Source organism: Kitasatospora sp. GAS1066B (genome assembly GCF_041262605.1).
Taxonomy (GTDB): Bacteria; Actinomycetota; Actinomycetes; order Streptomycetales; family Streptomycetaceae; genus Kitasatospora.
Map to the genome: position 1 here is coordinate 244,551 of NZ_JBGCCO010000003.1, position 24,989 is coordinate 269,539.

Consider the following 24,989-nt stretch of genomic DNA (forward strand, 5'->3'; position numbering starts at 1 on the left):
CGGCCTGTGTGACCCTGGAGCGGAGCTGTCCCGCCGCCGGCGCTCCTCGCGGAGCGTCGGCCGTCGGAAGGACCGTCGTCCGTGGCCAAGCCCTCGCTCTCGTCGCTCCCGCTCTCCCCTTCTTCCCCCCTGCGTTCTTCCACCCCGCGTTCTTCCGCCCCGGGCCACCCTGCCGCCTCGTCCGCGCTGCGCCGCCGGGTCCGGTGGGCCGGCCGATCCGCGGTCGGCGCCGCGGTGACGGCCCCGGTGCTGCTCTCGCTGCTGATACCCGCGACCACCGCGCAGGCGGCAGCCGTCGCCGCGCCGGTGGTCGTGCCCCTCGGTGCCTCGTCGGACCAGCCCGACCAGGCCGTCCAGCCCGCCCAGCCGGATCCGTCCGGCTCGCCGTTCCGTCCGAAGCTGCGCCCGATACCCGAGCCGTCGCCGAGCACCGCGACCCCGCCGGGGGAGGGAAGCACGGGCTCCGCGACGGCCGTCCCCGGCTCCACCCCGCCGCAGACCGCCGCCGCCACCCCGCCCGGCGCCGCGCCAGGCACCCCCGGTGCCGCCGGCTCGCCCACCGCGACCCGGCACCCGAGTCCCACCGCCGCCCGCCCCACCGCCTCGCCAACCGCCGCCGGCGTCACCGCGACCCGCCCGGCCACGACCCGGCCGACGCCCGGCGACCCGCCGACCGATCCGGCGGGCGACCCACCTGCCGATCTGGCGGGCGACCCACCTGCCGATCCGGTGGGCGACCCACCCAGCGGCCTGCCGGCCGGCCCGTCCGACGGCGGCTGCGCCGGCTGGATCTCGGTGATCCCCGCGGCCGCCCCGCCGACCGAGGCCCAGGGCGCCGTCCCCGCGGTGCCGGCCGATCCCGCCGCCCTCGCCCGGCCCGCCGACCAGGCCACGCCCGCCCCGGTGGCCGACCCGGGCACCCCCGCCCTGCCGGCCGCGCCCGCGACCGCGCGGCCGGGGGTACCCGGGTCGCTCGCCGTGGTGCGGCTGCGCGGCCCGGTGGTGCTGGTGCTGCCGATGGGCGCCGGACTGGTGCTGATCGGCCTCGGACTGGCCCTGGTCGGCCTGCGGCTGCGCCGCGACTGAGCCAGCCGTGAGGTGGTCGGTTGACCCTCCGGAGCGTCGAAGCATATGAAGGAGGTATGACGAAGCCGCTGAACGAACGGCCCGAGCACGAGCCGTACCAGGGATCGACGCGATCGGACTCTCCGTCCGAGGAGGGCCCGCAGCAGGTGCTGATCGTCGGCCCGGACGGGATGGCGGTCGGCACGGCGCCGGGCGGCGCGGGCCGCGCCTTCGGTCGCGCCGGTGAGGGACAGGGCGAGCAGCGCGAGCTGCCGGTGACCGAGATGGTCGAGCAGCCCGCCAAGGTGATGCGGATCGGCAGCATGATCAAGCAGCTGCTGGAGGAGGTCCGCGCCGCTCCCCTCGACGAGGCCAGCAGGGTCCGGTTGAAGGACATCCACGCCAGCTCGATCAAGGAGCTGGAACTCGGCCTGGCCCCGGAGCTGGTGGCCGAGCTGGAGCGGCTCTCGCTGCCGTTCACCGAGGACACCATTCCCACCGAGGCCGAGCTGCGGATCGCCCAGGCCCAGCTGGTCGGCTGGCTGGAGGGCCTGTTCCACGGCATCCAGACCGCGCTCTTCGCCCAGCAGATGGCCGCCCGGGCCCAGCTGGAGCAGATGCGCCGGGCGCTGCCGCCCGGCAGCGCGCCGCAGGACCTGGACTTCGAGGAGCCGGGCGAGGGCCGCGGCCTGCGCTCGGGCCCGTACCTGTAGCTCGTACCCGGTGCACCGCGCCCCCGCCCGCTGGGCCGGGAGCGGTGGCACCGGGCCGCACGGCAGCCGATACCCTGACCCCTGTCGACGGCCCGCCGAGGGGGAAGCAGAGGACCATGAGCGAGGACGGCAGCACCGGAGTGGACCAACCGATGGGGCAGCTCCACTCGCTGGGCCACGGCCGGTATGTCCTGCAACGCCTGTTGGGCGAGGGCGGCATGGCCTCGGTCCACCTGGCCTACGACAACACGCTGGGCCGCAATGTCGCGGTGAAGACCCTGCACACCGAGCTGGGCCGGGAGGCGTCCTTCCGCGAGCGCTTCCGCCGCGAGGCGCAGGCCGTCGCCCGGCTGTCGCACGCCAACATCGTCACCGTCTACGACAGCGGCGAGGAGGTGGCGCCGGACGGCGCGACCACCCCGTACATCGTGATGGAGCTGGTCGAGGGCCTCTCGCTGCGCGACGTGCTGAACCAGGCGATCGCCGAGCACGGCGCGATGCCCACCGAGCAGGCGCTGCGGATCACCGGCGCGGTGCTGGCCGCCCTGGACACCTCGCACGACCAGGGTCTGGTGCACCGCGACATCAAGCCGGGCAACGTCATGGTGAACACCAAGGGCGAAGTCAAGGTGATGGACTTCGGCATCGCCCGGGCCATGCAGTCGGGGGTCACCTCGATGACCCAGACCGGCATGGTGGTCGGCACCCCGCAGTACCTCTCGCCCGAGCAGGCGCTCGGCAAGAGCGTGGACGCCCGCTCCGACCTCTACTCGGTCGGCTGCATGCTCTTCGAACTGCTCACCGGGCAGCTGCCGTTCGACGGGGACTCGCCGTTCTCGATCGCCTACAAGCACGTCCAGGAGCAGCCGCCGGCGCCGTCCAGCGTGAACCGGGCGGTCAGCCCGGCGGTGGACGCGCTGGTCGCCCGCGCGCTGCGCAAGGACCCGTCGCACCGGTTCCCGACCGCCGCCGCGATGCGCGAGGAGGTCGAGCGGGTCGCGGCAGGGGAGCGGGGCGGCGGTGGTGGCGGCACCCCGCTGGTGATCAGCGAGGGCCCGCGGTCGGCGCACGCCGCCTCGTCGTCGCTGGCCAACTTCCCGCCGGTCATCGGTGACATCAACACCCCGAACCCGCAGGTCGCCCAGCCCTACCAGCCGATGCACACCGGCTCGCCGTACGGCCCGGGGCCGCACACCCCGCCGCCGCCGAGCTACGGTCCGGGCCCGACCGCCCAGCCGCCGGGCTTCCAGCAGCCGCAGGCGTACCCGACCCCGGTGCCGCAGCCGTTCCAGACCCCGCCCGCCTTCCCGCGGCAGGGCCAGACCCCGCCGCCGATGCCGGGCCCGCTGCAGCAGGGGGCCCCGTACCAGCAGCCGCCGGCCCTGGTGAAGGCCGACAACCGCGGGTGCTCCACGGCGCTGGTGGTGGTCGGGGTGATCATCGGCCTGATCGTGCTGATGGTCATCATCATCGCCATCGTGGCGACCAGGAGCACGGATACCAGCTCCAGCGGCCTGCCGCACCTGCCCGCCGTGGTCGCCCAGCTGTCGCCCGGGCCCGACCTGGGCTGACACCGGGCCGGCACCGGTTCGGCCACCCCGCCCCCCGCAACGCATTCGGGGTGCGGGGGCCGGAGGCGGTAGCGTTCTGGAGGAGCGAATCGAAAGGGCGACCGCGACCAGAGCGTCGGCCCGGGGCGAGGAGTAATGGCACAGACGCATGAGCCCAGCGACGGCGAGGAGTTCACTCCCGCCCCCGGTGCCGGTCCTGAACAGCCGCCCCTGCCCGAGAGCGACGCCGAGGAGACCACCGCGGCCCGCGCCCTGGGCCAGCCGCCCGGCGCGCCCTACGGCGGCCCCGGCACTCCGAGCCGGGGCATCGCGGCGGCGCTCGGCACTCTCGGTGACGGCCGCTACCGGCTGACCCACCGGTTGGGCCGCGGCGGCATGGCCGAGGTGCTGGCCGCCCAGGACATCCGGCTCGGCCGCCAGGTCGCCGTCAAGCTGCTCCGCCCCGAGCTGGCCCAGGACGAGGTGGCCCGGCTGCGGTTCACCCGCGAGGCGCACTCGGTGGCCTCGCTGAACCACCACTCGATCGTCGCGGTCTACGACACCGGCGAGGAGCTGGTGGGCGGTGAGTCGACCCCGTACATCGTGATGGAGCTGGTCGAGGGCCGCACGGTGCGCGAGCTGCTGGTGGCCGAGCAGGCGCCGCCGGTCGACCAGGCGCTGATCATCATCGCCGGGGTGCTGGAGGCGCTGGACTACAGCCACCGGCACGGCATCGTGCACCGCGACATCAAGCCCGCGAACGTGATCATCACGACCAGCGGCGCGGTCAAGGTGATGGACTTCGGCATCGCCCGCGCGCTCGACGGCGCGGCCAGCACGATGACCCAGACCGGCATGGTGATGGGCACCCCGCAGTACCTCTCGCCCGAGCAGGCGCTGGGCAAGCCGGTCGACCACCGCTCCGACCTGTACGCGGCCGGCTGCATGCTCTACGAACTGCTCGCGCTGCGCCCGCCGTTCACCGGCGACACCCCGCTCTCGGTGGTCTACCAGCACGTCCAGGACGCTCCGGTGCCGCCCTCGCAGGCCAACTCCCGGGTGCCCTGGCAGCTGGACGAGCTGGTGCTGCGGTCGCTGGCGAAGAACCCGGACGACCGGTTCCAGGGCGCCGACGAGTTCCGCGCCCACGTGCAGCACGCGCTGCGCGAGATGCACGGCGGCGCGGGCGGCTACCCGACCACCCTGCTCGGCGGGTACGACGGCACGCCGGGGCAGGGCACCGCGGTCACCGCGGTGCTCGGGGCGAGCGCGCTGCCGCCGAACGACCGGACCGCGGTGCTGAACGGCTACCAGACCCCGCGGGCGCCCTACGGCGGCGCGGGCGGCGGGTCCGGCAGCGGCGGTGGCGACGGCTACGGCGACGGGTACCAGGACGAGCCGCGGCCCGCGGGCCGCCGCAAGGCGCTGGCCTGGGCGGCCGGCGTGGTGCTGGTGCTGGCGGCCGGGATCGGCGTCGCGGTCGCGGCCAACGGCGGCGGTGGTGGCGGTGGCGGCCAGAACGTGCTCCCGCCGCAGCAGAGCAGCTCGGTCTCGACCGACACGCCGAGCGACTCGCCGACCACGCAGAGCCCGACGTCCACCCCGTCGGCGAGCTCGAGCCACAGCCGGAGCAGCTACCAGCCGCCCAGCGACAACACGCCGCCGAGCCAGCCCAGCTACCGGCCGACGCGGTCCGCTTCGCCGAGCGGCAGCGCGTCCTCCTCGGCGTCGGCCTCGACGTCCTCCTCGGCGTCCGCGTCCTCCTCCGCCTCGTCCAGCGCGAGCTCGGGCTCGTCGCCGAGCGGCGTCCCGAGCGGCGCGACCAGCGCGCCGCCGAGCGGGTCCAGCCACTCGCCGATCACGGGGACGCTCCTGCCCGGATAACTGCCGGTTTCGTCAGTTCACGAACGCGTCGAGGACCTGCTCGTACTCCTGGCACCACCAGACCGTCTGCGCGGCGGCGGCCGGGAAGAGCGGGTCCGCGCGCGGATCGGCGCGCTGGTAGCGCCACTGCAGCATCCAGAAGTCGTTCAGCCGCTCCCACCAGACCCGGTGCACCGCGAGCGCGAGTTCCTCGGCCCCGGCACCGGCCGTGGCCCGGTAGCCGCGGGCGTAGTGCCGCACCCGGGCCAGGTCCAGCTCGCCGGTGGCCGGGTCGTTGAAGATCAGCGTGGCGGCCCGGACGGTCTCCTCGGCACGCGGCCGCACCCGCAGCCGGTCCCAGTCCAGCACCGCCACCACCCGCTCGCCGCGGTGCAGCAGGTTGAGCCCGTGGAAGTCGCCGTGCACCCAGCCCGAGGGCGCGATCGCGGTCGGCGCGGGCCGGCGGTGCCGGTGCGCGCCGAGCAGGTCGGCCCGCTCGGCCAGCCGGTACTCGGCCAGCCGGTCGAAGGCGTGGTAGGGGCGGCGTCGGGCGGCCAGCTCGGCCAGCCGGGCGGCCAGTTCGAGGCCGGCGTCGGGGTCGGCGCTGGGCAGCGCGACGGGCTGGGTGACGGGGGCGCAGACCCGCGCCAGGGCGCCGTGCAGCTCGGCGAGCAGCGCGCCGAGCGCGCCGCACGCCGTCGGTGTCAACTCGGCGCCGGTGCGGTGCCGGCCCGCCACCCAGGGGTAGAGCGCGAAGTGGCGGTCCTGGTGGTCGGTGACGGTGCGGCCGTCCCGGGCGGCCAGCGGGGGCGGCACCGGCAGGCCCAGCTCGGCCAGCGCGCCGCTGGCCCGGTGCTGGGCGGTGATCGCGGCCGAGGTGGCGGTGGCCGGCTCGACGTAGCACTTCAGGAAGTACCGCCCGCTGTCGGTGGTCACCCGGTAGCCGCGGTTCAGCAGGCCCTCGGCCACCGGCTCGGCGGCCAGCAGCCGGCCGACCCGGAAGTCACGCAGTACCCGCGCGATGACCTGGCGCGGGACGGGTGGGCTGAGCGTGCCGACCGGCGGGGCAGCGGCGTCGGGGCCGTCCAGCGGCGGGGCGTCGGCCAGGACGATCTCACGGTAGGTCACGCTTGGTGATCGTACTTCCGCACCCTGTGTGCGGGCTGGATGGCCGAAATTGCCCGGTTGTGAGCGGCCGTCCTCGCGCGATGATCACCGATGGAGCGGCAACGACCGGCTAATGGTGCTGATCTGTGCCCAGCCGGGCCACGTACGCGGCCGCCTGGGTGCGTCGCGCCATCCCCATTTTGGCCAGCAGGCTGGAGACGTAGTTCTTCACCGTCTTCTCCGCCAGGTGAAGTTCACCGCCGATCTGCCGATTGGTCATCCCCTCGCCGATCAACTCCAGGATCCGGCGCTCCTGCTTGGTCAGCTGGGCGAGCTTCTCGTCCTCCTTCTCGCCGCCGCCGCGCAGCCGCTCCAGCACCCGGCTGGTGGCCACCGGATCGAGCAGCGAGCGGCCCGCCGCCACGTCGCGCACCGCCGAGAGCAGGTCGCTGCCGCGGATCGCCTTGAGCACGTATCCCGAGGCCCCGGCCATGATCGAGTCGAAGAGCGCCTCGTCGTCGGAGAACGAGGTGAGCATCAGGCAGCGGGTCTCGGGCCGCTGCGAGCGGATCTCCCGGCAGACCTCGACCCCGTTGCCGTCGGGCAGCCGGACGTCGAGGACCGCGACGTCCGGGGCCACCGCGGGGATCCGGGCGAGCGCCTCGGCGGCGGTGCCGGCCTCGCCGACCACCTCGATGTCCGGCTCGTCGGAGAGCAGTTCGTGCACGCCGCGCCGGACCACCTCGTGATCGTCAAGCAGGAACACCCTGATTCGCCCGGTTTCGCTCATTGTCAAAGGCTCCCATATCCAGACAGGACGGATCTATCGTCCGCACCGGTCGTCCGCACAATCCGTCCGGCAAACCCCCTTACGCGAAACGCGCTGCCCGGATAGCGTGCGCTGGTGTCCTGACGGCACCGCCGGCGCGAGCTTCATGCCCGGCTCGACCCCCACCCAGGTCGGAACAAGTAGGACGTCCTAGCGCAGGCGCGCCGAGAGCGCCCGCTGGGTAACGTTCTCGTGGGGCTGCCGTCGGAAAAGGATCACCACCTGCCGCGTATTCGGCGCGCATACCCCGCGCTCCGTGCGAGGAGGTGACCGGACCGGTCACCGGCGACCCCGGGCGGCCGGACAGACCGAGGAGTGAACGTGACCGTCAAAAGCACGGCGAGGGCGCGCAAGAAGGCGTCCCCCGGCGTCCCCGACAGCCTCGCCACGGGGAAGGACGCCCCTGCCGAGCTCGTCCAACTGCTCACCCCGGAAGGCGAGCGGGTCGAGCACCCGGACTACCCGCTGACCGTCACCCCGGAGGAGCTGCGCTCCCTCTACCGTGACCTGGTGCTGGTGCGGCGCTTCGACGCCGAGGCCACCGCACTGCAGCGGCAGGGCGAGCTGGGCCTGTGGGCCTCGCTGCTCGGCCAGGAGGCGGCGCAGGTCGGCAGCGGCCGCGCGATGCGGGAGAAGGACTACGCCTTCCCCACCTACCGCGAGCACGGCGTCGCCTGGTGCCGCGGGGTGGACCCGCTGAACCTGCTCGGGATGTTCCGTGGCGTGAACCACGGCGGCTGGGACCCGAACGAGAAGAACTTCCACCTCTACACCATCGTGATCGGCTCGCAGACCCTGCACGCGACCGGCTACGCGATGGGCATCACCAAGGACGGCGCGGACGACGCCGTGATCGCCTACTTCGGCGACGGTGCCTCCAGCCAGGGCGACGTCAACGAGGCGTTCACCTTCGCCTCGGTCTACAACGCGCCGGTGGTCTTCTTCTGCCAGAACAACCAGTGGGCGATCTCCGAGCCCACCACCACCCAGACCCGGATCCCGCTCTACCGCCGCGCCTCCGGCTTCGGCTTCCCGGGCGTCCGGGTGGACGGCAACGACGTGCTGGCCTGCCTGGCGGTCACCCGCTGGGCGCTGGACCGCGCGCGCAGCGGCAGCGGCCCGGTGCTGATCGAGGCCTTCACCTACCGGATGGGCGCGCACACCACCTCCGACGACCCGACCCGCTACCGGGCGAACGAGGAGACCGAGGCCTGGAAGGCCAAGGACCCGATCTCCCGGCTCAAGGCGCACCTGGAGCGCGAGCAGCTGGCCGACGAGGAGTTCTTCGCCGCCGTCGAGGCCGAGAGCGAGACCCTGGGGCTGCGGGTGCGCGAGGGCGTGCGCTCGATGCCGGACCCGGACGCGACGCTGATCTTCGACCATGTCTACGCGGAGCCGCACGCCCTGGTGGCGGAGGAGCGGGCCGAGTATGTCGCGTACGCGGAGTCCTTCGAGGGCGGGGAGTAGTCGAACATGTCCAAGCTCACCATGTCGAAGGCCATCAATGAGGGTCTTCGAGCCTGCCTCGAGACCGACCCGAAGACCCTGATCATGGGTGAGGACGTCGGAAAGCTCGGCGGCGTCTTCCGGGTCACCGACGGCCTGCAGAAGGACTTCGGCGAGGACCGGGTGATCGACACCCCGCTCGCCGAGTCCGGCATCGTCGGCACCGCGATCGGCCTGGCGCTGCGCGGCTACCGCCCGATCGTCGAGATCCAGTTCGACGGCTTCGTCTACCCGGCCTTCGACCAGATCGTCACCCAGCTGGCCAAGATGCACGCCCGCGCGCTCGGGCACGTCAAGATGCCCGTTACCATCCGCATCCCCTACGCGGGTGGCATCGGCGCCGTCGAGCACCACAGCGAGTCGCACGAGGCCTACTTCGCGCACACCGCGGGCCTGCGGGTGGTCACCCCGTCCAACCCGGACGACGCCTACTGGATGCTGCGCCAGTCGGTCGAGTCCGACGACCCGGTGATCTTCCTGGAGCCCAAGGCCCGTTACTGGGACAAGGCCGAGATCAGCAGCGCCCCCGAGCTGGACCTGCACGCGGCCAAGGTGGTGCGCCCCGGCACCGACCTGACGCTGCTCGCCTACGGTCCGATGGTCAAGGTCTGCCTGGAGGCCGCCCAGGCCGCCGAGCAGGACGGCCACCGGGTCGAGGTGGTCGACCTGCGCTCGCTCTCGCCGGTCGACTTCGCGACCCTGGAGGCCTCGGTGAAGCGCACCGGGCGGGCCGTGGTGGTGCACGAGGCGCCGGTCTTCATGGGCATGGGCGCCGAGCTGGCCGCCCGGCTCACCGAGCGGTGCTTCTACCACCTGGAGGCCCCCGTCCTGCGGGTCGGCGGCTACCACGCGCCGTACCCGCCGTCCCGGGTCGAGGAGCAGTACCTGCCCGACCTGGACCGGGTGCTGGACGCCGTCGACCGCGCACTGGCGTTCTGAGGGGAGTGACTCGATGACTACCGCTCTCCACGAGTTCAAGATGCCCGATGTGGGCGAGGGCCTGACCGAGGCCGAGATCCTCAAGTGGTACGTCCAGCCGGGTGACACCGTGACGGACGGCCAGATCGTCTGCGAGGTGGAGACCGCGAAGGCGGCGGTCGAGCTGCCGATCCCGTTCAACGGGACGGTCCAGGCGCTGCACTTCCCCGAGGGCACGACGGTCGACGTCGGCACCGCGATCATCGCGGTCGCGGTGGCGGGCGGGCCGGCCGCCGCGCCCGCACCGGTCGCCGCCGCTGCTCCGGCCGACGCCGAGCCGGCCGAGCCGGAGCGGCGCGAGGTGCTGGTCGGCTACGGCCCGCGCACCGGCGGGAGCCAGCGACGGGCCCGCCGCACTCCCGCGCCGGCCGCCGTGGCCGCCGCCGCCGCGGTCGTGGCCTCGGCCCCGGTCCCGGTCCAGGCCCCGGTGGCCGTCGTCCCGGCGCCCGCGCCGGCGGTGACCCAGCCGGGTGCCGAGCGGCCGCTGGCCAAGCCGCCGGTCCGCAAGCTCGCCAAGGACCTGGGCATCGACCTGCGCTCCGTGGTGCCGACCGGCCCCGACGGGATCATCACCCGCGAGGACGTGCACGCCGCGGCCGCGCCGGCCCCGGCCGCAGCGACCCCGGCCCAGGCCCCGGCCACGGTGGCCGAGCCGGTCACCGCCGCGGTGATCGAGAGCGCCCCGGTCACCGTCACCGGCGGCGACGTGCGGATCCCGATCAAGGGCGTGCGCAAGGCCACCGCCTCGGCGATGGTCGCCTCCGCCTTCACCGCGCCGCACGTCACCGAGTTCGTCCAGGTCGACGTCACCCGCACGATGAAGCTGGTGCGCACCCTGAAGGAGACCGGCGAGCTGGGCCAGGGGGTGCGGGTCAGCCCGCTGCTGGTGGTCGCCAAGGCGCTGCTCACCGCCTTCAAGCGGCACCCCGAGGTAAACGCCAGCTGGGACGAGGCGGCGCAGGAGATCGTGCTGCGCGGCCAGATCAACCTCGGCATCGCGGCCGCCACGCCGCGCGGCCTGATCGTGCCGAACATCAAGAACGCCGGCGCGCTCACCCTGGCCGGCCTGGCCACCGAGCTGGGTTCGCTGGTCGACACCGCCCGCCAGGGCAAGACGTCGCCGGCCGACATGGCCGGCGGCACCGTCACGATCACCAACGTCGGCGTCTTCGGCGTCGACACCGGCACCCCGATCCTCAACCCCGGCGAGGCCGCCATCCTGGCCTTCGGCGCGGTCCGGGAGCTGCCGTGGGTGCACAAGGGCCGGGTGGTGCCCCGCCAGGTCACCACGCTGGCGCTCTCCTTCGACCACCGGATGGTCGACGGCGAGCTGGGCTCCAAGGTGCTGGCCGACGTGGCCGCCATCCTGGAGCGGCCGAAGCGGCTGATCACCTGGGCCTGACGTTCCGTCGAGCCGACGGGCCCCGCACCTCCAGCCTGGAGGTGCGGGGCCCGTGGTCTGTCCGGCCCGTCCAAGGGGGCGGGCCGGATATTGTCCCCAGGCCCCGCGCGCGGACCTGAATACTGCTCGGATGGCTGATCTCCGTACCCTCGAAGCCCCCGCCGAGCCCGCCCCCCAGGGGTACTCGCTGCGCCGTGACGTCTCCGGCTCGGCCCTGCTGGCCGGCCTGATCGCGGTGGTGGTCTGTTACTCGGGACCGCTGGTGGTGGTGCTCGCGGCGGCCCGAGCCGGGCACCTGGACCAGGCGCAGACGGTGTCCTGGATCTGGGCGATATCCATCGGCAGCGGGGTGACCTCGCTGCTGCTGAGCTGGCGGACCAGGCTGCCGGTGGTCACCGCCTGGTCGACCCCCGGGGCGGCGCTGCTGGTCGGCGGCCTGGGCGCGTACTCCTACCCGGAGGCGATCGGGGCCTACCTGGTCAGCGGGGTCGCGGTGACGCTGATCGGGGTGACCGGGCTGTTCGGGCGGCTGATCGCGGTGATCCCGAACGCGGTCGTCAACGCGATGCTGGCGGGCATCCTGTTCGAATTCGGGACCGAGATCTTCAGCTCGCTGCACAGTGCGCCCACCCTGGTGCTCGCCGCGCTGGCGGCCTACCTGGTGGCCAGGCGGCTGCTGCCCCGGTACGCCGTGCCGGCCGCGCTGCTGGTCGGGGCGGTGGCGGCGGCGTCGACCGTGGGCCTGTCGCTGCACCTGGGGCACGGCGGGCTGACCCGTCCGGTGCTGACCATGCCGGTCTTCTCCGGCTCGGCGCTGGTCGGCCTCGCGCTGCCGCTCACCCTGGTCGCGCTGGCCTCGCAGAACGCGCCCGGGCTCGGGGTGCTGCGCACCTTCGGCTACCAGCCGCCGGACCGGCTGCTGGTCGGGGCGACCGGCGCCGTCTCGGTGCTGCTGGCGCCGTTCGGCGGTCCCGGGGTCAACATCGCCGCGATCACCGCCGCGATCTGCGCCGGCCCCGAGAGCCACCCGCAGCCGCGCCGCCGGTACCCGGCGGGCATGTCGATCGGCGTCTGCTACTTGGTGGTGGGCTGCTTCGGCGGGGTGCTGGTCAGCCTCTTCGCCGGGCTGCCCGCCGCGCTGGTCGCGGTGGTCGGCGGGGTGGCGCTGCTCGGCGCCTTCCAGGGCAGCCTGGCGGCGGCGCTGGCCGACGAGCGGGGCCGGGAGGCGGCGGCGGTCACCTTCCTGGCCACCACCTCGGGGATGACGCTGTTCGGCATCGGCGCCGCCTTCTGGGGACTGCTGCTCGGCGTCGGGACCCAGCTGGTCCTGACGGCGCGCAAGCGGGCGTGAGCCGGCGGGTGTCGCTGCTGGGCCTGGCGGGTGAGATGTGCTACGGAGAGTCGACTGCCGGGCACGCGGTGGGTACGTCTGTGCGACCCCCACCCGAGCGCCTGCCGGGTGACCGGAGCACCGAGGACCGTCCGTATGGCGCCTGGCAACCATGGCCGTCTCATCCGGAGTCTGGCCGCACTCGCCCTGCTCGCGGCAGCCGTGCTGCCCGCCGCCCTGGAACTGACCGGTCCGGCGCCGTTCGCCGTGATCGGCCCCGCCGGGACCTCGACCACCGACCGGGCCGCCCCACCCCGCGGCGCGGCGGCGGCCCAGCCGGTCCGGCTGCGCGCCGGCACCGCCCCGACCTTCGACATACGCCGCACGGGTGATCCGGCCAACCGGGTCACCCTGGTGCTGCTCGGCGACGGCTACACCGCGAGCCAGCAGGACCTCTTCCGTCAGCAGGCCGACCAGGCCTGGCGCGCGCTGATGGACATCGAGCCGTTCCGCACCTATCAGGACCTGTTCAACATACGGCGGGTCGAGGTGGTCTCCCCGACCACCGGGATAGTCGAGGGGGAGAGCAAGGGCAAACGGCCCGGCACGCCGCTGGGCATGCACTTCTGGTGCGAGGGCACAGCACGGCTGCTCTGCGCCGACGAGACCGCCACCGCCCAGTACGCGGGCCCCGGGGACGGCCCGCAGTACCTGATCGCGCTGGCCAACTCGACCGAGTACGGCGGGGCCGGCGGCACCGGGGTGACCACGCTCTCCGGCGGCAGCCCCGACGCGGGCCGGATCATCCAGCACGAGATCGGGCACACCGTCGGCGACCTCGGCGACGAGTACGACAGTGCTCCCAAGGACACCGACTATCCCAACCTCTCCAGCCAGAGCGCCGACACGATGCGGCACGACCACCTCAAGTGGTGGCGCTGGTTGGGCGCCGACTCGCCGGACGGCGGCGGCCCGGTGGGTGCCTTCCGCAGTGCCAACGGCGTCTACCGCCCCACCGCCGACTCGGTGATGCGCACCCTGGGCGGCAGCTACAACCTCCCCTCGCGGGAGGCGATCATCGAGCAGCTCTACCGCCGGATCAGCCCGTTGGACGGCGTCGAGCCGCAGCCGGGCCGGGTGGTCGGCCGACCCCGGCTGACGGTCCGCCCGCTGCACCTGACCGGTGACCGGCAGCTCCAGGTGGAGTGGAAGGTGGACGGCAAGGTGGTGGAACCCTCCTCGCCCGACCACACCTGGTTCGACCCGGCGGAGCTGGCGCTGTCGCCCGGCCGGCGGGTGACGGTCACCGCCACGGTGCGGGACGGCACCGACTGGGTGCGGGACGAGGCGTTCCGGGAGCAGCACATGACGCGGAGCGTGAGCTGGGTGCTGACGGGGTGAGCGGGATCACGGGCTCCTGACCCGGAGCATCGAATGATGGGATGACTAATCTGGGTGCACTATGACCGTGGACCCAGCCAGCGCGACCCGCTCCCCCTCCGTCCCCGGTCCCCGGCACCCCCCGGGCACGGCTGCGGGCACGGCTGGGGCAGTGGCAGCGGTGCCGCAGCCGCCCGGTGGGCGGGCCGCGTGGTTCGCCTGGAGCATCGGCGTCAGCGTCTACGTGCTCGCGGTGATCCACCGCACCAGCCTCGGCGTGGCCGGCCTGGACGCCGCGCACCGGTTCGGCGTCAACGCCGCGGCGCTGTCCACCTTCTCGATCGTCCAGGTGCTCGTCTACGCCGCGATGCAGGTCCCGGTCGGCCTGCTGGTCGACCGCTTCGGCCCGCGCCGGGTGCTGCTGCTGGGCGTGGTGCTGCTCAGCGCGGGCCAGCTGGCCTTCGCGCTCAGCACCTCCTTCGGACCCGCGCTGATCTCCCGGGGAGTCATCGGCAGCGGCGACGCGATGACCTTCATCAGCGTGCTGCGGATCGCCGCCCGATGGTTCCCGGCCGCGAAGAACCCGCTGGTCGCCCAACTCACCGGTCTGGCCGGGATGGGCGGCAACCTGGTGACCACGGTGCTGCTCGCCTCGGCGCTGCACACCGAGGGCTGGACCGCGAGCTTCACCGCGATCGCGCTGCTCGGGGTGCTGGTCTTCGCCCTGGTCGCCCTGCTGCTGCGGGAGGCTCCGCCGGGCCCGACGGTCGGCGGCACCGCCGTCGGTGGCGACCGCCCGCCGATCCGGGAGCAGATCCGCGCGTCGTGGCGCGAGCCCGGCACCCGACTCGGCCTCTGGGTGCACTTCACCACCCAGTTCCCGGCCAACGCGTTCGCCCTGCTCTGGGGCCTGCCCTACCTGGTGGAGGGCCAGGGCATGAGCCGGGGCCAGGCGGGCGGCCTGCTCACCCTGCTGGTCTTCGCCAACATGTTCTTCGGCCTGCTCTTCGGCCGCCTGCTCTCCCGCGGGCCCGCGGTGCGGATGCCGATCGTGCTCACCGTGATCGCCGCCACCGGCGCCTGCTGGGCCCTCGTCCTCGCCTGGCCCGGCGGCCACCCGCCGCTGTGGCTGCTGATCGTGCTCCTGTTCGTGATGGGCAGCAACGGCTCGGCCTCGCTGGTCGGCCTCGACTACGCCCGCTCCCACAACCCCGCACACCGCCTGGGCACCGCCTCGGGCATCGCCAACATGGGCGGTTTCATCGCCACCATGCTGACGCTGCTGGGCATCGGCGTGCTGCTCGACCTGCTGTCGCCGGGCGGAGGCGGTGACACGTACTCGGCGGCGGCGTTCCGGGGGGCGTTCTGCTGGATGTACGTGCCGCTGGTGCTGGGGATGGTGATGATCCTGCGGCTGCGGGCGAGGGTTTCCGGCCCGTCCCGGTCGGCTTAGCCTGCGAGCAGGCGGCCGACCGGGTCCGACGGCTCAGAAGGTCTGGACGAAGTTCGCCAGGACCCGCTGCGCCAGCTCCTGGTCGCCGTCGATCCGCAGCGTGCCGGCGGGCAGCCCGTCGGGGCGGACGCGACCGCAGCTGAGGCGGAGCCAGGTCTCCCAGTCGAGGGTGAACTGCACGTCGGGGCCCAGGCTGATCTGGGCGTCGATCGAGCCGCGGCCGTTCTCGTCCACCCGGACGGTGCGCAGGAACTCCAGCGGGCCGCTGACGTCGAAGGCCACCACGGCACCGGCTGGGGCGCCGGCCTCCTTGGCGACGATCTTGGGCAGCCCCTGCAGCAGCAGGTCACGGGTGACCTGGGCGGCGGGGGAGTCCAGGTTGCCGGGCAGCAGCAGCGCGCGGCGCAGGTCCTGCTCGTGCACCCAGACGTCGAGCGCCCGCATCTGCAGCAGGCGCCGGTAGGGCAGGTCGAAGGAGTACGGACCGGCCGGGAAGCGCACGATGTCGTCGGCGGCCGTGGTGGCGTTGCGCAGGGCGCGCGACCGGCGGATGATCACGTACTCCAGCTCCGAGGTCATCTCGGGTGGGGTGTGGCAGCGGCGCTTGTCCACCGGGAGTTCGAGGTAGCGGGAGACCTCGTCCTTGATGTGCCGCAGATCGCTGGGCAGCGAGTGGATCGGGCGTGGATCGCCCAACATCTCGGACTCCACGGCGATCACGTGCGAGACCACGTCGCGCACCGACCAGCCCGGACACTCGGTGGGCCGGTTCCAGGAGTCGGCGGGCAGTGCGGCCAACAACTCCGCTATGGATTCGATGGAGTGCGTCCAGGCATCCGTGTAGGACTGTACGGCCTGATTCTCGGTCACAGGTTTTCTTCTCCGGCCCATCCGTCGGCTCTACGCGCTAACCGCACGTTACGCTGCCGGGAGAGAGCAGGCAGCGCTTTCGGGTGACGATCGTAGGTCTCTTGTCGTGGACGGTGGTAGTGTGCGCGCCTCATTGATCCAACTCTCCGTGTCCGATGCCGAACCGGCGGCCGAGCGACGGGCCAGGGCAGCCGCCCTGGTGCGCGCACAACAGGGCGCGGACCTGGTGGTCCTGCCGGAGCTCTGGGCGGTCGGCGGGTTCGCGTATGACGCCTGGTCGGACGGCGCCGAACCGCTGGACGGGCCGACGGCTGACGTGATGTCAGCGGCGGCCCGGGCGACCGGAGTCTGGCTGCACGCCGGTTCGATCGTGGAGCGCGATCCGGACGGCCCGATCTACAACACCTCGCTGGTCTTCTCGCCGAGCGGCGAGCTGGTGCACACCTACCGCAAGATCCACCGCTTCGGTTTCGACAGCGGTGAGGCGGTCGTGATGGGCGCCGGGCAGGAGATCGTCACGGCGGCCACCGACTTCGGCACGCTGGGCCTGGCCACCTGCTACGACCTGCGCTTCCCCGAACTGTTCCGCGCGCTGCTGGACGCCGGCGCGCAGCTGCTGGTGGTCCCGGCGGCCTGGCCCGCGCGGCGGCGCGAGCACTGGACCCTGCTGGCGCGGGCCCGCGCGGTGGAGGAGCAGGCCTTCGTGCTGGCCTGCAACACGGGCGGCACCCACGGCGGGGTCGAGCAGGCCGGGCACAGCCTGGTGGTGGACCCGTGGGGCACCGTGCTGGCCGAGGCCGGGGCGGGCGAGGAGGTGCTGTCGGTGGAGTTCGACCCGGCCGAGGTGGCCAAGACGCGTGCGGAGTTCCCGGTGCTGCGCGACCGGCTGCTCGGCATCCCGGCGCCGGTGCAGCGCTGACGTTGGGGGGCGGCCGGACGATGGTTCCGGCCGCGTCGTGATGACAGCCACGTCGGGATGACGGCAGGTGCCGTGCCCGGTGTGGCTGCGGCCCAGATCGGGGTTGTGTGGTTTTTGCGGACCTTTTGAGAGGATGATCCCTCGATGGCGGCCCGCGGCGGGCCCGGCTGCGGGGCGAAGGAGGTCGAGCCGGTGAGCGTGGGTGGTCAGGGGCGACTCCCGATCCAGCGCAACAGCCTGCGCGAGCAGATCGCCGGCGCGCTGCGCGAGGAGTTGATGGCGGGTCGCCTTGCGGCCGGCGGCAACTTCACCGTGAAGGAGATCGCCGAGCTGTACGGCGTCTCCGCCACCCCGGCCCGGGAGGCGCTGGTCGACCTGGCGGCGCAGGGGTTGCTGCGGGCCGAGCACCACCGCGGGTTCACCGTGCCGGAGCTCGGCTGGACCGACTTCCTGGAGATCTTCGAGGCCCGCGTGATGCTCACCGACAGCGCGTTCCGCCGGCTGTCGACCCGGCCGAGCGGCTACGACTGGTCGCGGCTCAGCTCGCTGCGGCGCCGGGCCGAGGCGGCCGCGCGGGCCGCCCGGGCGGGGCAGCTGGACGTGATGGTCGGCTGCGACCGCCGGTTCTGGAACGAGATGTCCGGGTTCCTGGAGAACCAGCGGATCGCCGAGTACCTGGACTGGCTGCGGGTGCAGTCCTGGATGTTCGCGGCCCGCTACCTGCGGGCCCGCGAGCAGCTGGCCGGCGTCTGCTGGGACCGGCAGAGCCAGCTGGTCGAGCTGATCGCCTCGCGTGACCTGGCCGGGGCACGACGGATGATCAACCAGTACAACCTGTTCACCGTGCGGCTGCTGGCCGAGCTGGCGGGGGAGTCGCTGGAGAGCGTCTCGGTACTGCCGCTGCTGACGGCCGAGCCGACCGGCACGCTGCCAGGACCGGGTGAGGCCCCGCCCGGGCCGCGTTCGATCCTCCCCGCTCCGCACCCGCCGCTGGGCCGGTAGGGTGGTTCGGGCGCCACGGAGGCGGGCCGGCCGATGCCGGCGGTCTCCGGGTACCGGCGCGCCGAGGAACCGAAGCCAGTGAGAGGAAGAGCGGCCCGTGGCCTGTGACCTCTGGCTCGTACCGCTGGTGGACGTACTGAGCCGCAGCCCGGAGAACCCGTTTCGCGAGGACCTCGCGGTCTACAACGCGGCGCTGACCGCGCGCGGCCTGCCCGGGGTGCCGGTGTACGAGTTCGCCCCCGGGGTCACCGGTGGGGTGGAGCCGATAGCGGCCTTCGACTACGACTCGCTGCACTTCCTGCGCCGCGCGTACCTGCTCCAGCTGACCGGCTTCCAGCTGACCCCGGTGGACGCGCTCGGCGGCGACTACGAGCAGCTGCTGGAGATGTTCGAGGCGACGGCCGAGCAGTCGCACCTGGTCTGGCACTTCGACCACGCCGGGGCGTACGCGCCGATCGAGTTCCAGGTCCCGCTGGTGGACGAGGAACTGCTGAGCTCCGGCGGCCCGCTGGGTTCCTCCTACGGGCTGCTGCGGGAGCTGCAGGCGATCGCGCCCGCACTCGGCATCGACCCGCTGGACCCGCCGGGTCCGACCCGCCCGCTCGGGCCGACCGGTCTGGAGCAGCCGTTCGCCCCGCCGCTGGACGACGTGCACCCGTACGCGCGCGAGCGGCACGCGTGGGCCGGTCTCTACGCGGCGGCCACGCGGAGCCTGACGCAGGGTTCGATGGTGGTCTTCGCCTGAGTCGAGCCCGGGGAGCGACCTCCGCCGCCCCCGCGCTACCGCCGACTGCCCGCCCGCCCTACCGCAGGGGCCCCTCCGGCGGCCGCTGCCGCGGCATGGTGGGCCTGGTACCCGGCGCCGGCAGCACCCGGACCTGAGCCGGCGTGCCGCCCTCCGAGCGGCCGCCCCAGCTGCCGGGGGCCTGCGTGGGCAGCTGGGTCATCCGGGCCCGGAACTCCAGCATCCACTCCGAGGTCTCACCGCGGACCAGCTCCGACACGTCCTCGCAGAACCGCCGCAGCACGCCCAGGCAGCGCTCGGCCGCCTCGCCCGCGGTGCCCTCGGTGGGGCCGAGCACCTCGCGCACGCACTCCGAGGCCCAGTCGAACTGGAAGGCCTCCAGCCGCCGCTGCAGCGCCTGGGCGGTGGAGACGTCCCGCATCCACCCCGAGCTGAGCCCGAACGCCCGGTCGGTGGCCAGGCAGCCCGCCGCCAGCGCGAGGGCGACGTACCCCCAGGCGGTGCCGTGCGGCAGGCGCCCGGTCAGCTGGACCAGCGGCAGGGTCACCCCCGCCACCCCGAGGGTGGCCGCGCCGGCCCGCAGCAGCCGCGCCCAGCGGCGCTTCCAGAGCCGGTCCTGGCGGTACCACTCGATCGCCTCGACCGCGCGCTCCTCGGACCAGCGGTAGAGCTCCTCCAGCCGCTCGGCCGGCTCGCCCCAGTCGCCGAGCGGGAACTGGCGGGCGCTCAGGTCGGCCCGGTGACGGGTGGCGGCACGGTCCCGCCCGGTGGCGGCCGCCGTGCCGGGCTGGTCCTCCTCGCCGAGGTCCTTGCCCCAGGGACTCTCCTCGGGCTGCATTTCGGGCTGGCTCACCTGTGGGGCTCCCTTGACGGGCCTGACTCTGCTGACAGGCCTGACTGCTGCGCGGACTGCTGTGGGCACTGGTCGACTTCTGGCACTGCCGGGTTGGCACTGCTGGGTATCCAACAGCACTTCTTACCGCCAAATGGCTGACCGTGTGATGCCTCCCCCATGATCGTTACCCGAAAAGGCGTCCGTAACCCGTGGTGGCGGGGTTGCGGAAGTCGGCGCGATTTCACTCTTCCGAGCGAGTGCGTCGCGCGCCGCGAACCTGACCGGGGTCCGTCGCTTGGCGGATCGAACAAGCAGAATCGCCGTTCGGCGCCCGGCAGCTGGAGATCCGCACAGCCCGGTGGGTCGGCGAGAACAGGCCACCGACTACCCTTGCCAACCGTGAAGGTCCTCGTCATCGGCGGCGGCGCCCGCGAACACGCCCTGTGCCGCTCTCTGTCCCAAGATCCCGCCGTCAGTGAGCTGCACTGCGCCCCGGGCAACGCCGGGATCGCGCGGGTGGCGACGGTCCACCCCGTCGACCAGCTCGACGGCGCCCAGGTCACCGCGCTCGCCCGGCGGCTGGCCGCCGACCTGGTGGTGGTCGGCCCCGAGGCCCCGCTGGTGGCCGGCGTCGCCGATCCGCTGCGCGCGGCCGGCATCCCGGTCTTCGGCCCGTCGGCCGAGGCCGCCCAGCTGGAGGGTTCCAAGGCTTTCGCCAAGGACGTGATGGCCGCCGCGGCCGTGCCCACCGCCCGCTCCTACCTCTGCACCACGCCCGAGGAGGCCGCCGAGGCACTGGATGCCTTCGGCGCCCCGTACGTGGTCAAGGACGACGGTCTGGCGGCCGGCAAGGGCGTGGTGGTCACCGCCGACCGCACCGCCGCGCTGGCCCACGCCGCCGCCTGCGACCGGGTGGTGATCGAGGAGTACCTGGACGGCCCGGAGGTCTCGCTCTTCGCGATCACCGACGGCAGCACCGTGCTCCCGCTGCAGCCCGCGCAGGACTTCAAGCGCGCGCTGGACGGCGACGCCGGCCCCAACACCGGCGGCATGGGCGCCTATTCGCCGCTGCCCTGGGCCCCGCAGGGCCTGGTCGCCGAGGTGCTGGAGACCGTGCTGCAGCCGACCGTGGACGAGTTGCGCCGGCGCGGCACCCCGTTCTCCGGCCTGCTCTACGCGGGCCTGGCGCTCACCTCGCGCGGCACCCGGGTGATCGAGTTCAACGCGCGCTTCGGCGACCCGGAGACCCAGGTGGTGCTGGCCCGGCTGCGCACCCCGCTGGCGGGCGTGCTGCTGGCCGCCGCCAACGGCACGCTGGCCGACCTGGAGCCGCTGCGCTGGTCCGAGCAGGCCGCCGTGACCGTCGTGGTGGCTGCCGAGGGCTATCCCGCCGCGCCGCGCTCCGGTGACCCGATCGAGGGCCTGGAGAAGGCCGAGGCCGCCGACGGCACGGTCTGGGTGCTGCACGCGGGCACCAGGGCGGACGCCGAGGGCCGGGTGCTCAGTGCCGGCGGCCGGGTGCTCTCGGTCACCGCGACCGGCGCGGACCTGACCCAGGCCCGCGAGCGCGCCTACCAGGGCGTGGCCGAGATCCGGCTGGACGGCTCGCAGCACCGCACCGACATCGCGCTGCAGGCGGCCCGCGAGGCCGGCTGAACCGCTGCCGCCAGGCATTCACCAGGGGCGCTGCGCCCGGTCATCCCACCGGGCGCAGCGCCCTTCGGCGTTCGCCCGGTTGTTCGGCCCGGCGACCGATGGTTGCGTACGGCGGGGCGATTCCAGTCCTTCGAGTGAATGACGCGTCATCGGGCTGACGGATCAGCGGCGGTGGCCATAGGGTGCGCTGAACCGCGGTGCCGATGGGGGTGAATCCGCGATCGCCGCCGGGTGCGCGGGCTCGCGCGGGGGGAAGCTGCAAGGACCGGCGCGCCGTCACCAGGACGGGTGGAAACCGGGCCGGACCGGAACACCCGCGACGGTGGGCGCGTCAGAACTGGCAGCAGGACGTGCGGGACGGGTGGCCGGGCGTTTCACCGGTCGGCCAACCCCCAGCCCGGCGGCCGGCAGGTGCCCCCAGGCGTGTACCGCCCGGTCGGCAGGAGCCGATCCGGCCGCGCGAAGGAATCTCGAAGGTCCCGACTCCGAAGGGGGTGCAGCACACGATGGCCGCTTTCGACGCCGCACGCGCACGGGCGCACGCCGTGCTGCGGATCCGCGCCCTGGCCCGGGCCGCGGCGGTACTGCCCGCCGCAGTCGCCGTGGTGCTGCTGGCCGGGCGGTTCACCGGCCGGATCGGCGCGCCCGGCGCACCGGACGCCGCCGGCTGGGACGTGGTGCGCTGGGCGGTCGGCGGGTTCGCCGTGCTGGTCGGCCTGCTCGCGCTGGCCGCCGCCCACCGGCACGCCCGCGCGGTGCCACCGAGCACCCCGGCGGTGCCCGTGCCGCCCGAGCAGGCCCCCGAACTGCACCGCCTGATCCAGGAGCTGGCCGACCGGCTCGGGGTGCCGGGCCCGGTCGCGATCGCGCTCACCCCGGACTGCGACAGCTGGCTGGAGGAGCCGGCAGGCCCGGTGCCGTCGCGGCTGTCGGCGCTGCGCGGCCACCGCCAGTCCGCCGGGTCGCACCGGCCGGCCGGGCAGCTGCTGGTGATCGGCTCGCCGTTCCTGTGGTGGATGCGGGCCGGCGAGCTGCGGGCCCTGCTGGCCCCGGTGGTGGCCGGCACCGCGGCCGCCGTCGATCCGGAGATCGCCGCCGCCCGCCGCTTCGTCCGCGGTCTGGACGCCGCGCTCGGCTCGGGTCGGCGCACCCCGCTGGCCCGGCTGCTGGACCGGATCACCCGTGCGCTGCTGAAGGCCTGCCGCGAGCACGTGGCCGAGCTGGAGCGGGCCGCCGCCGCGGCCGCCTCCGAGCAGGCCAAGGCGGTCGACTACGGGCTGCGGATCGCCGCCCAGGGCCAGGTCGGCCTGGCCTACGCCGGGTGGGACCGGCTGCTCACCCGGGTGGCGCTGCCGGCCTGGCGGCTGGGGCGCTGCCCGGGCCAGCTGAACGCCGGAGTGGTCGCCGCGCTGACCGAGCTGTCCCGCCGCGACCGGCTGGCCTCGGGGTACGAGAGCCGGCTCGGCGACCGTCCGGCCTGTGACCTGCTGGAGGAGCCGGGCGGGATGGACGCGGCGGTCTCGCTGCTGGCCGCCGAGCTGTTCCACGGCCCGGTCCCGGCCGGCCAGGCCGACCTGCTCTGGGAGGACTACCCGGAGCAGGTGGTGGACCGCGGCTGGCGGCTGCAGGCGATGGCGCTGCAGGAGGCGCTTGACACCATCGCCGCGTCCGCCGGGGCCCGTCCGGTCGGGGCGGGCGCCAAGTCGCCGACCCTGGCCCGGCTGCTCGACCGGCTCGCCGCCGGCGGCGGGGACGACCTCGCCCGGGCCCTGGCGGCCGCCCCGCCCCCGGCGGTGCCCGGCGCCGCCGAGCGGGGCGGACGCGAGCTGCTGGCCGACTGCGTGACGGCGCTGGTCTGCTGCGCGGCGGTGGACGGCGCCGGCGGTCGGCCGGGCCTGGACTGGTTGGACGGCCCGGTCCTGCTGCTCGGCGGGGTGCGCCGCGGCGACCTGGCCGACCCGGTGGTCGAGGCGGTCGAGCAGGGCGCCGCGGGGCCGCTGCGGGCCTGGCTGGAGGCCGCCGGGATCCGCCTGGAGAAGCCCGTCCGGCTCGGCTGAGTACACGTCAACACCCGTGCCGGAAGTCACCGTTGAGGCGAATCATGAACTTGGGGTGACGCGTGGCGGGCCCCGTGTGGTCTGCTGGACCACACGCACATTTCGGTGGCACATGCCACTGGCGGCGCACCGTGGGAGAGGCGACGTGGACAAGGAGTCGGCGGATCGCAGATGGGAGTCCGGGACGCTCGCGCACGGCGTCCCGGATCCGTTCGGACAGGGGCCGCTGCCCTGGTTGCGCAGCCCCGACCAGTATCTGGCTGGCACCGAGGGCGCCATCCCGTGGTACGTGAGCACCGACGCCCCGGGGCAGCAGCCACTGCCCGCCGCGCCGCCCGCACCGCTGGTGGGCACCCCGCGCAACTCCGACGACGTGGTCCAGCAGATCAAGGGCTTCGCCTCGGCCGGCCCGGTCTACCCCGGCGGCTCGGTGGACCTGCGGGTCACCGTGCACCCGCCGCGCGACTTCCTGGTGGACATCTACCGGATCGGCCACGACGCGGGCGCCGGTGCCCAGCACATGACGGCCAGTCCGCTGATCGCCGGGCTGCAGCAGCCGTCCCCGCTGGTGGTCGACCGGACCGTCAGCTGCCACCACTGGTGGCACTCCTGGCGCCAGCAGATCCCGGCGCACTGGCGGCCCGGCGCCTACGTCGCGGTGCTCACCACCGCCGACCAGCGCCACCGCAGCCACGTCCCGTTCACCGTGCGCGACCAGCTGGCCGCGGGCCCGGCCGACACCGGACCGGCCGCGGACCTGCTGCTGGTGCTGCCGGACATCACCTGGCAGGCGTACAACCTGTTCCCGGAGGACGGGCACACCGGTGCCAGCCTCTACCACGCCTGGGACGGGCAGGGGCGGCTGCTCGGCGAGTCGCAGGCGGCGGTCACCGTCTCCTTCGACCGGCCGCACGCGGGCGCGGGCCTGCCGTTGCACGTCGGGCACGCCTACGACTTCATCCGCTGGGCCGAGCGCTACGGCTACGACCTCGCCTACGCCACCGCCTCCGACCTGCACGCGGGGCTGGTCGAGCCGTCCCGGCACCGGGCGCTGATCTTCCCCGGGCACGACGAGTACTGGTCGGAGCCGATGCGCCGCACCGTCGAGCGAGCCAGGGACGGCGGCACCTCGCTGATCTTCCTCTCCGCCAACACCATGTACTGGCGGGTCGATCTGACCAGTGGCGCCTCCGGTGAGCCGGGCCGGCTGCTCAACTGCCGCAAGCGCCAGCGGGTGTCCGCCGACTCGCCGGCCGCGGGCCCGGCCGGCGCGGCCAGCGCGCTGTGGCGGGACGCGGGGGAGCCCGAGCAGCACCTGCTGGGCGTCCAGTACGCGGGCCGGGTGGCCCAGCCGGTGCCGCTGCTGGCCGGCAACACCTGGCACTGGCTCTGGGCCGGCACCGGGCTGCGGGACGGCGACGAGGTGGCGAACCTGGTGGCGGGCGAGGCCGACCGCTACTTCCCCAAGGTCGCGCTGCCCCCGCACAGCGAGCGGATCCTGCTCGCCCACTCGCCCTACCAGGACGAGCGGGGCCGCCCCCGCCACCAGGAGACCTCGCTCTACCGGGCACCCAGCGGCGCCTACGTCTTCGCCTCCGGCACCTTCGCCTGGTCGCCCGCCCTGGATCGCCCTGGGCACACCGACGAACGGATCCAGAAGGCCACCGCCAACCTGCTCGACCAGGTCTGCAAGGACGGGTGAGCCCGGGCGGGCTCGGGGCCGCATGAA

General features: G+C 74.0%; 20 protein-coding genes. 16 read left to right on the forward strand and 4 right to left on the reverse strand.

Annotated features, from left to right (window positions below):
- Window positions 1–81: 81 nt before the first annotated feature.
- The 4 genes from ABH937_RS04500 to ABH937_RS04515 all read left to right on the forward strand — a co-directional run bounded on the left by ABH937_RS04500 (window position 82) and on the right by ABH937_RS04515 (window position 5,212).
- The gene (locus ABH937_RS04500; protein WP_280691665.1) at window positions 82–1,086 is read left to right on the forward strand and encodes a hypothetical protein; all 1,005 of its coding nucleotides are present in this window, start codon (window positions 82–84) and stop codon (window positions 1,084–1,086) included.
- A 56-nt stretch (window positions 1,087–1,142) separates the two neighbouring features.
- Window positions 1,143–1,778: a bacterial proteasome activator family protein gene (locus ABH937_RS04505; protein ID WP_280691666.1), complete on the forward strand. Its 636-nt coding sequence runs from the start codon at window positions 1,143–1,145 to the stop codon at window positions 1,776–1,778.
- A gap of 116 nt (window positions 1,779–1,894) precedes the next feature.
- Complete coding sequence (locus ABH937_RS04510; protein WP_280691667.1) at window positions 1,895–3,349, forward strand: protein kinase; 1,455 nt, start codon at window positions 1,895–1,897, stop codon at window positions 3,347–3,349.
- Window positions 3,350–3,484: 135 nt separating this feature from the next.
- Window positions 3,485–5,212, forward strand: coding sequence for a protein kinase (locus ABH937_RS04515; RefSeq protein WP_370217292.1), 1,728 nt, complete (start codon window positions 3,485–3,487; stop codon window positions 5,210–5,212).
- A 12-nt stretch (window positions 5,213–5,224) separates the two neighbouring features.
- Here ABH937_RS04515 and ABH937_RS04520 read toward each other — a convergent pair whose 3' ends face one another.
- Both ABH937_RS04520 and ABH937_RS04525 read right to left on the reverse strand, forming a co-directional pair.
- Complete coding sequence (locus tag ABH937_RS04520; protein ID WP_370217293.1) at window positions 5,225–6,319, reverse strand: phosphotransferase enzyme family protein; 1,095 nt, start codon at window positions 6,317–6,319, stop codon at window positions 5,225–5,227.
- A gap of 109 nt (window positions 6,320–6,428) precedes the next feature.
- On the reverse strand, window positions 6,429–7,088 hold the full coding sequence (locus tag ABH937_RS04525; RefSeq protein ID WP_280691670.1) for a response regulator transcription factor: 660 nt from the start codon (window positions 7,086–7,088) through the stop codon (window positions 6,429–6,431).
- A gap of 360 nt (window positions 7,089–7,448) precedes the next feature.
- On the opposite strand from ABH937_RS04525, the gene pdhA reads away from it, so the two are divergent.
- The 6 genes from pdhA to ABH937_RS04555 all read left to right on the forward strand — a co-directional run bounded on the left by pdhA (window position 7,449) and on the right by ABH937_RS04555 (window position 15,176).
- Window positions 7,449–8,594 (forward strand): pyruvate dehydrogenase (acetyl-transferring) E1 component subunit alpha, encoded by a 1,146-nt coding sequence (gene pdhA, locus ABH937_RS04530; RefSeq protein WP_370146672.1) that lies wholly within the window; start codon window positions 7,449–7,451, stop codon window positions 8,592–8,594.
- A 6-nt stretch (window positions 8,595–8,600) separates the two neighbouring features.
- Entirely contained in the window at window positions 8,601–9,572 is a 972-nt protein-coding gene (locus tag ABH937_RS04535) for an alpha-ketoacid dehydrogenase subunit beta (RefSeq protein ID WP_280691672.1), read from the forward strand.
- A gap of 13 nt (window positions 9,573–9,585) precedes the next feature.
- Complete coding sequence (locus tag ABH937_RS04540) at window positions 9,586–11,013, forward strand: dihydrolipoamide acetyltransferase family protein (RefSeq protein ID WP_280691673.1); 1,428 nt, start codon at window positions 9,586–9,588, stop codon at window positions 11,011–11,013.
- Between the two features lie 130 nt (window positions 11,014–11,143).
- A complete protein-coding gene (locus ABH937_RS04545) occupies window positions 11,144–12,364 on the forward strand; it encodes a benzoate/H(+) symporter BenE family transporter (protein WP_280691674.1) in 1,221 nt (406 codons plus the stop codon).
- 135 nt (window positions 12,365–12,499) lie between these two features.
- Entirely contained in the window at window positions 12,500–13,744 is a 1,245-nt protein-coding gene (locus ABH937_RS04550; protein ID WP_280691675.1) for a M64 family metallopeptidase, read from the forward strand.
- Window positions 13,745–13,895: 151 nt separating this feature from the next.
- A complete protein-coding gene (locus ABH937_RS04555) occupies window positions 13,896–15,176 on the forward strand; it encodes a nitrate/nitrite transporter (protein WP_370217295.1) in 1,281 nt (426 codons plus the stop codon).
- A 33-nt stretch (window positions 15,177–15,209) separates the two neighbouring features.
- Here the strand turns inward: ABH937_RS04555 and ABH937_RS04560 are convergent, their stop codons facing one another.
- The gene (locus ABH937_RS04560; protein ID WP_280691676.1) at window positions 15,210–16,046 is read right to left on the reverse strand and encodes a maleylpyruvate isomerase family mycothiol-dependent enzyme; all 837 of its coding nucleotides are present in this window, start codon (window positions 16,044–16,046) and stop codon (window positions 15,210–15,212) included.
- Window positions 16,047–16,167: 121 nt separating this feature from the next.
- On the opposite strand from ABH937_RS04560, the gene ABH937_RS04565 reads away from it, so the two are divergent.
- From ABH937_RS04565 to ABH937_RS04575, 3 genes are all read left to right on the forward strand, one after another.
- Window positions 16,168–16,965 (forward strand): carbon-nitrogen family hydrolase, encoded by a 798-nt coding sequence (locus ABH937_RS04565; RefSeq protein WP_280691677.1) that lies wholly within the window; start codon window positions 16,168–16,170, stop codon window positions 16,963–16,965.
- 144 nt (window positions 16,966–17,109) lie between these two features.
- Window positions 17,110–17,967 carry a GntR family transcriptional regulator gene (locus ABH937_RS04570; RefSeq protein ID WP_370217297.1) on the forward strand — a complete coding sequence of 286 codons (858 nt, stop codon included), beginning with the start codon at window positions 17,110–17,112 and terminating at the stop codon, window positions 17,965–17,967.
- 97 nt (window positions 17,968–18,064) lie between these two features.
- Complete coding sequence (locus tag ABH937_RS04575) at window positions 18,065–18,712, forward strand: hypothetical protein (RefSeq protein ID WP_370217299.1); 648 nt, start codon at window positions 18,065–18,067, stop codon at window positions 18,710–18,712.
- Between the two features lie 58 nt (window positions 18,713–18,770).
- Here ABH937_RS04575 and ABH937_RS04580 read toward each other — a convergent pair whose 3' ends face one another.
- Complete coding sequence (locus tag ABH937_RS04580; RefSeq protein WP_280691680.1) at window positions 18,771–19,565, reverse strand: SLATT domain-containing protein; 795 nt, start codon at window positions 19,563–19,565, stop codon at window positions 18,771–18,773.
- Window positions 19,566–19,946: 381 nt separating this feature from the next.
- Between ABH937_RS04580 and purD the strand changes: the two genes are divergently transcribed.
- The 3 genes from purD to ABH937_RS04595 all read left to right on the forward strand — a co-directional run bounded on the left by purD (window position 19,947) and on the right by ABH937_RS04595 (window position 24,962).
- A complete protein-coding gene (gene purD, locus ABH937_RS04585) occupies window positions 19,947–21,203 on the forward strand; it encodes a phosphoribosylamine--glycine ligase (RefSeq protein WP_280691681.1) in 1,257 nt (418 codons plus the stop codon).
- Between the two features lie 506 nt (window positions 21,204–21,709).
- Window positions 21,710–23,260, forward strand: coding sequence for a hypothetical protein (locus ABH937_RS04590; protein WP_280691682.1), 1,551 nt, complete (start codon window positions 21,710–21,712; stop codon window positions 23,258–23,260).
- 112 nt (window positions 23,261–23,372) lie between these two features.
- Complete coding sequence (locus ABH937_RS04595) at window positions 23,373–24,962, forward strand: N,N-dimethylformamidase beta subunit family domain-containing protein (protein ID WP_370217301.1); 1,590 nt, start codon at window positions 23,373–23,375, stop codon at window positions 24,960–24,962.
- Window positions 24,963–24,989 lie beyond the last annotated feature (27 nt).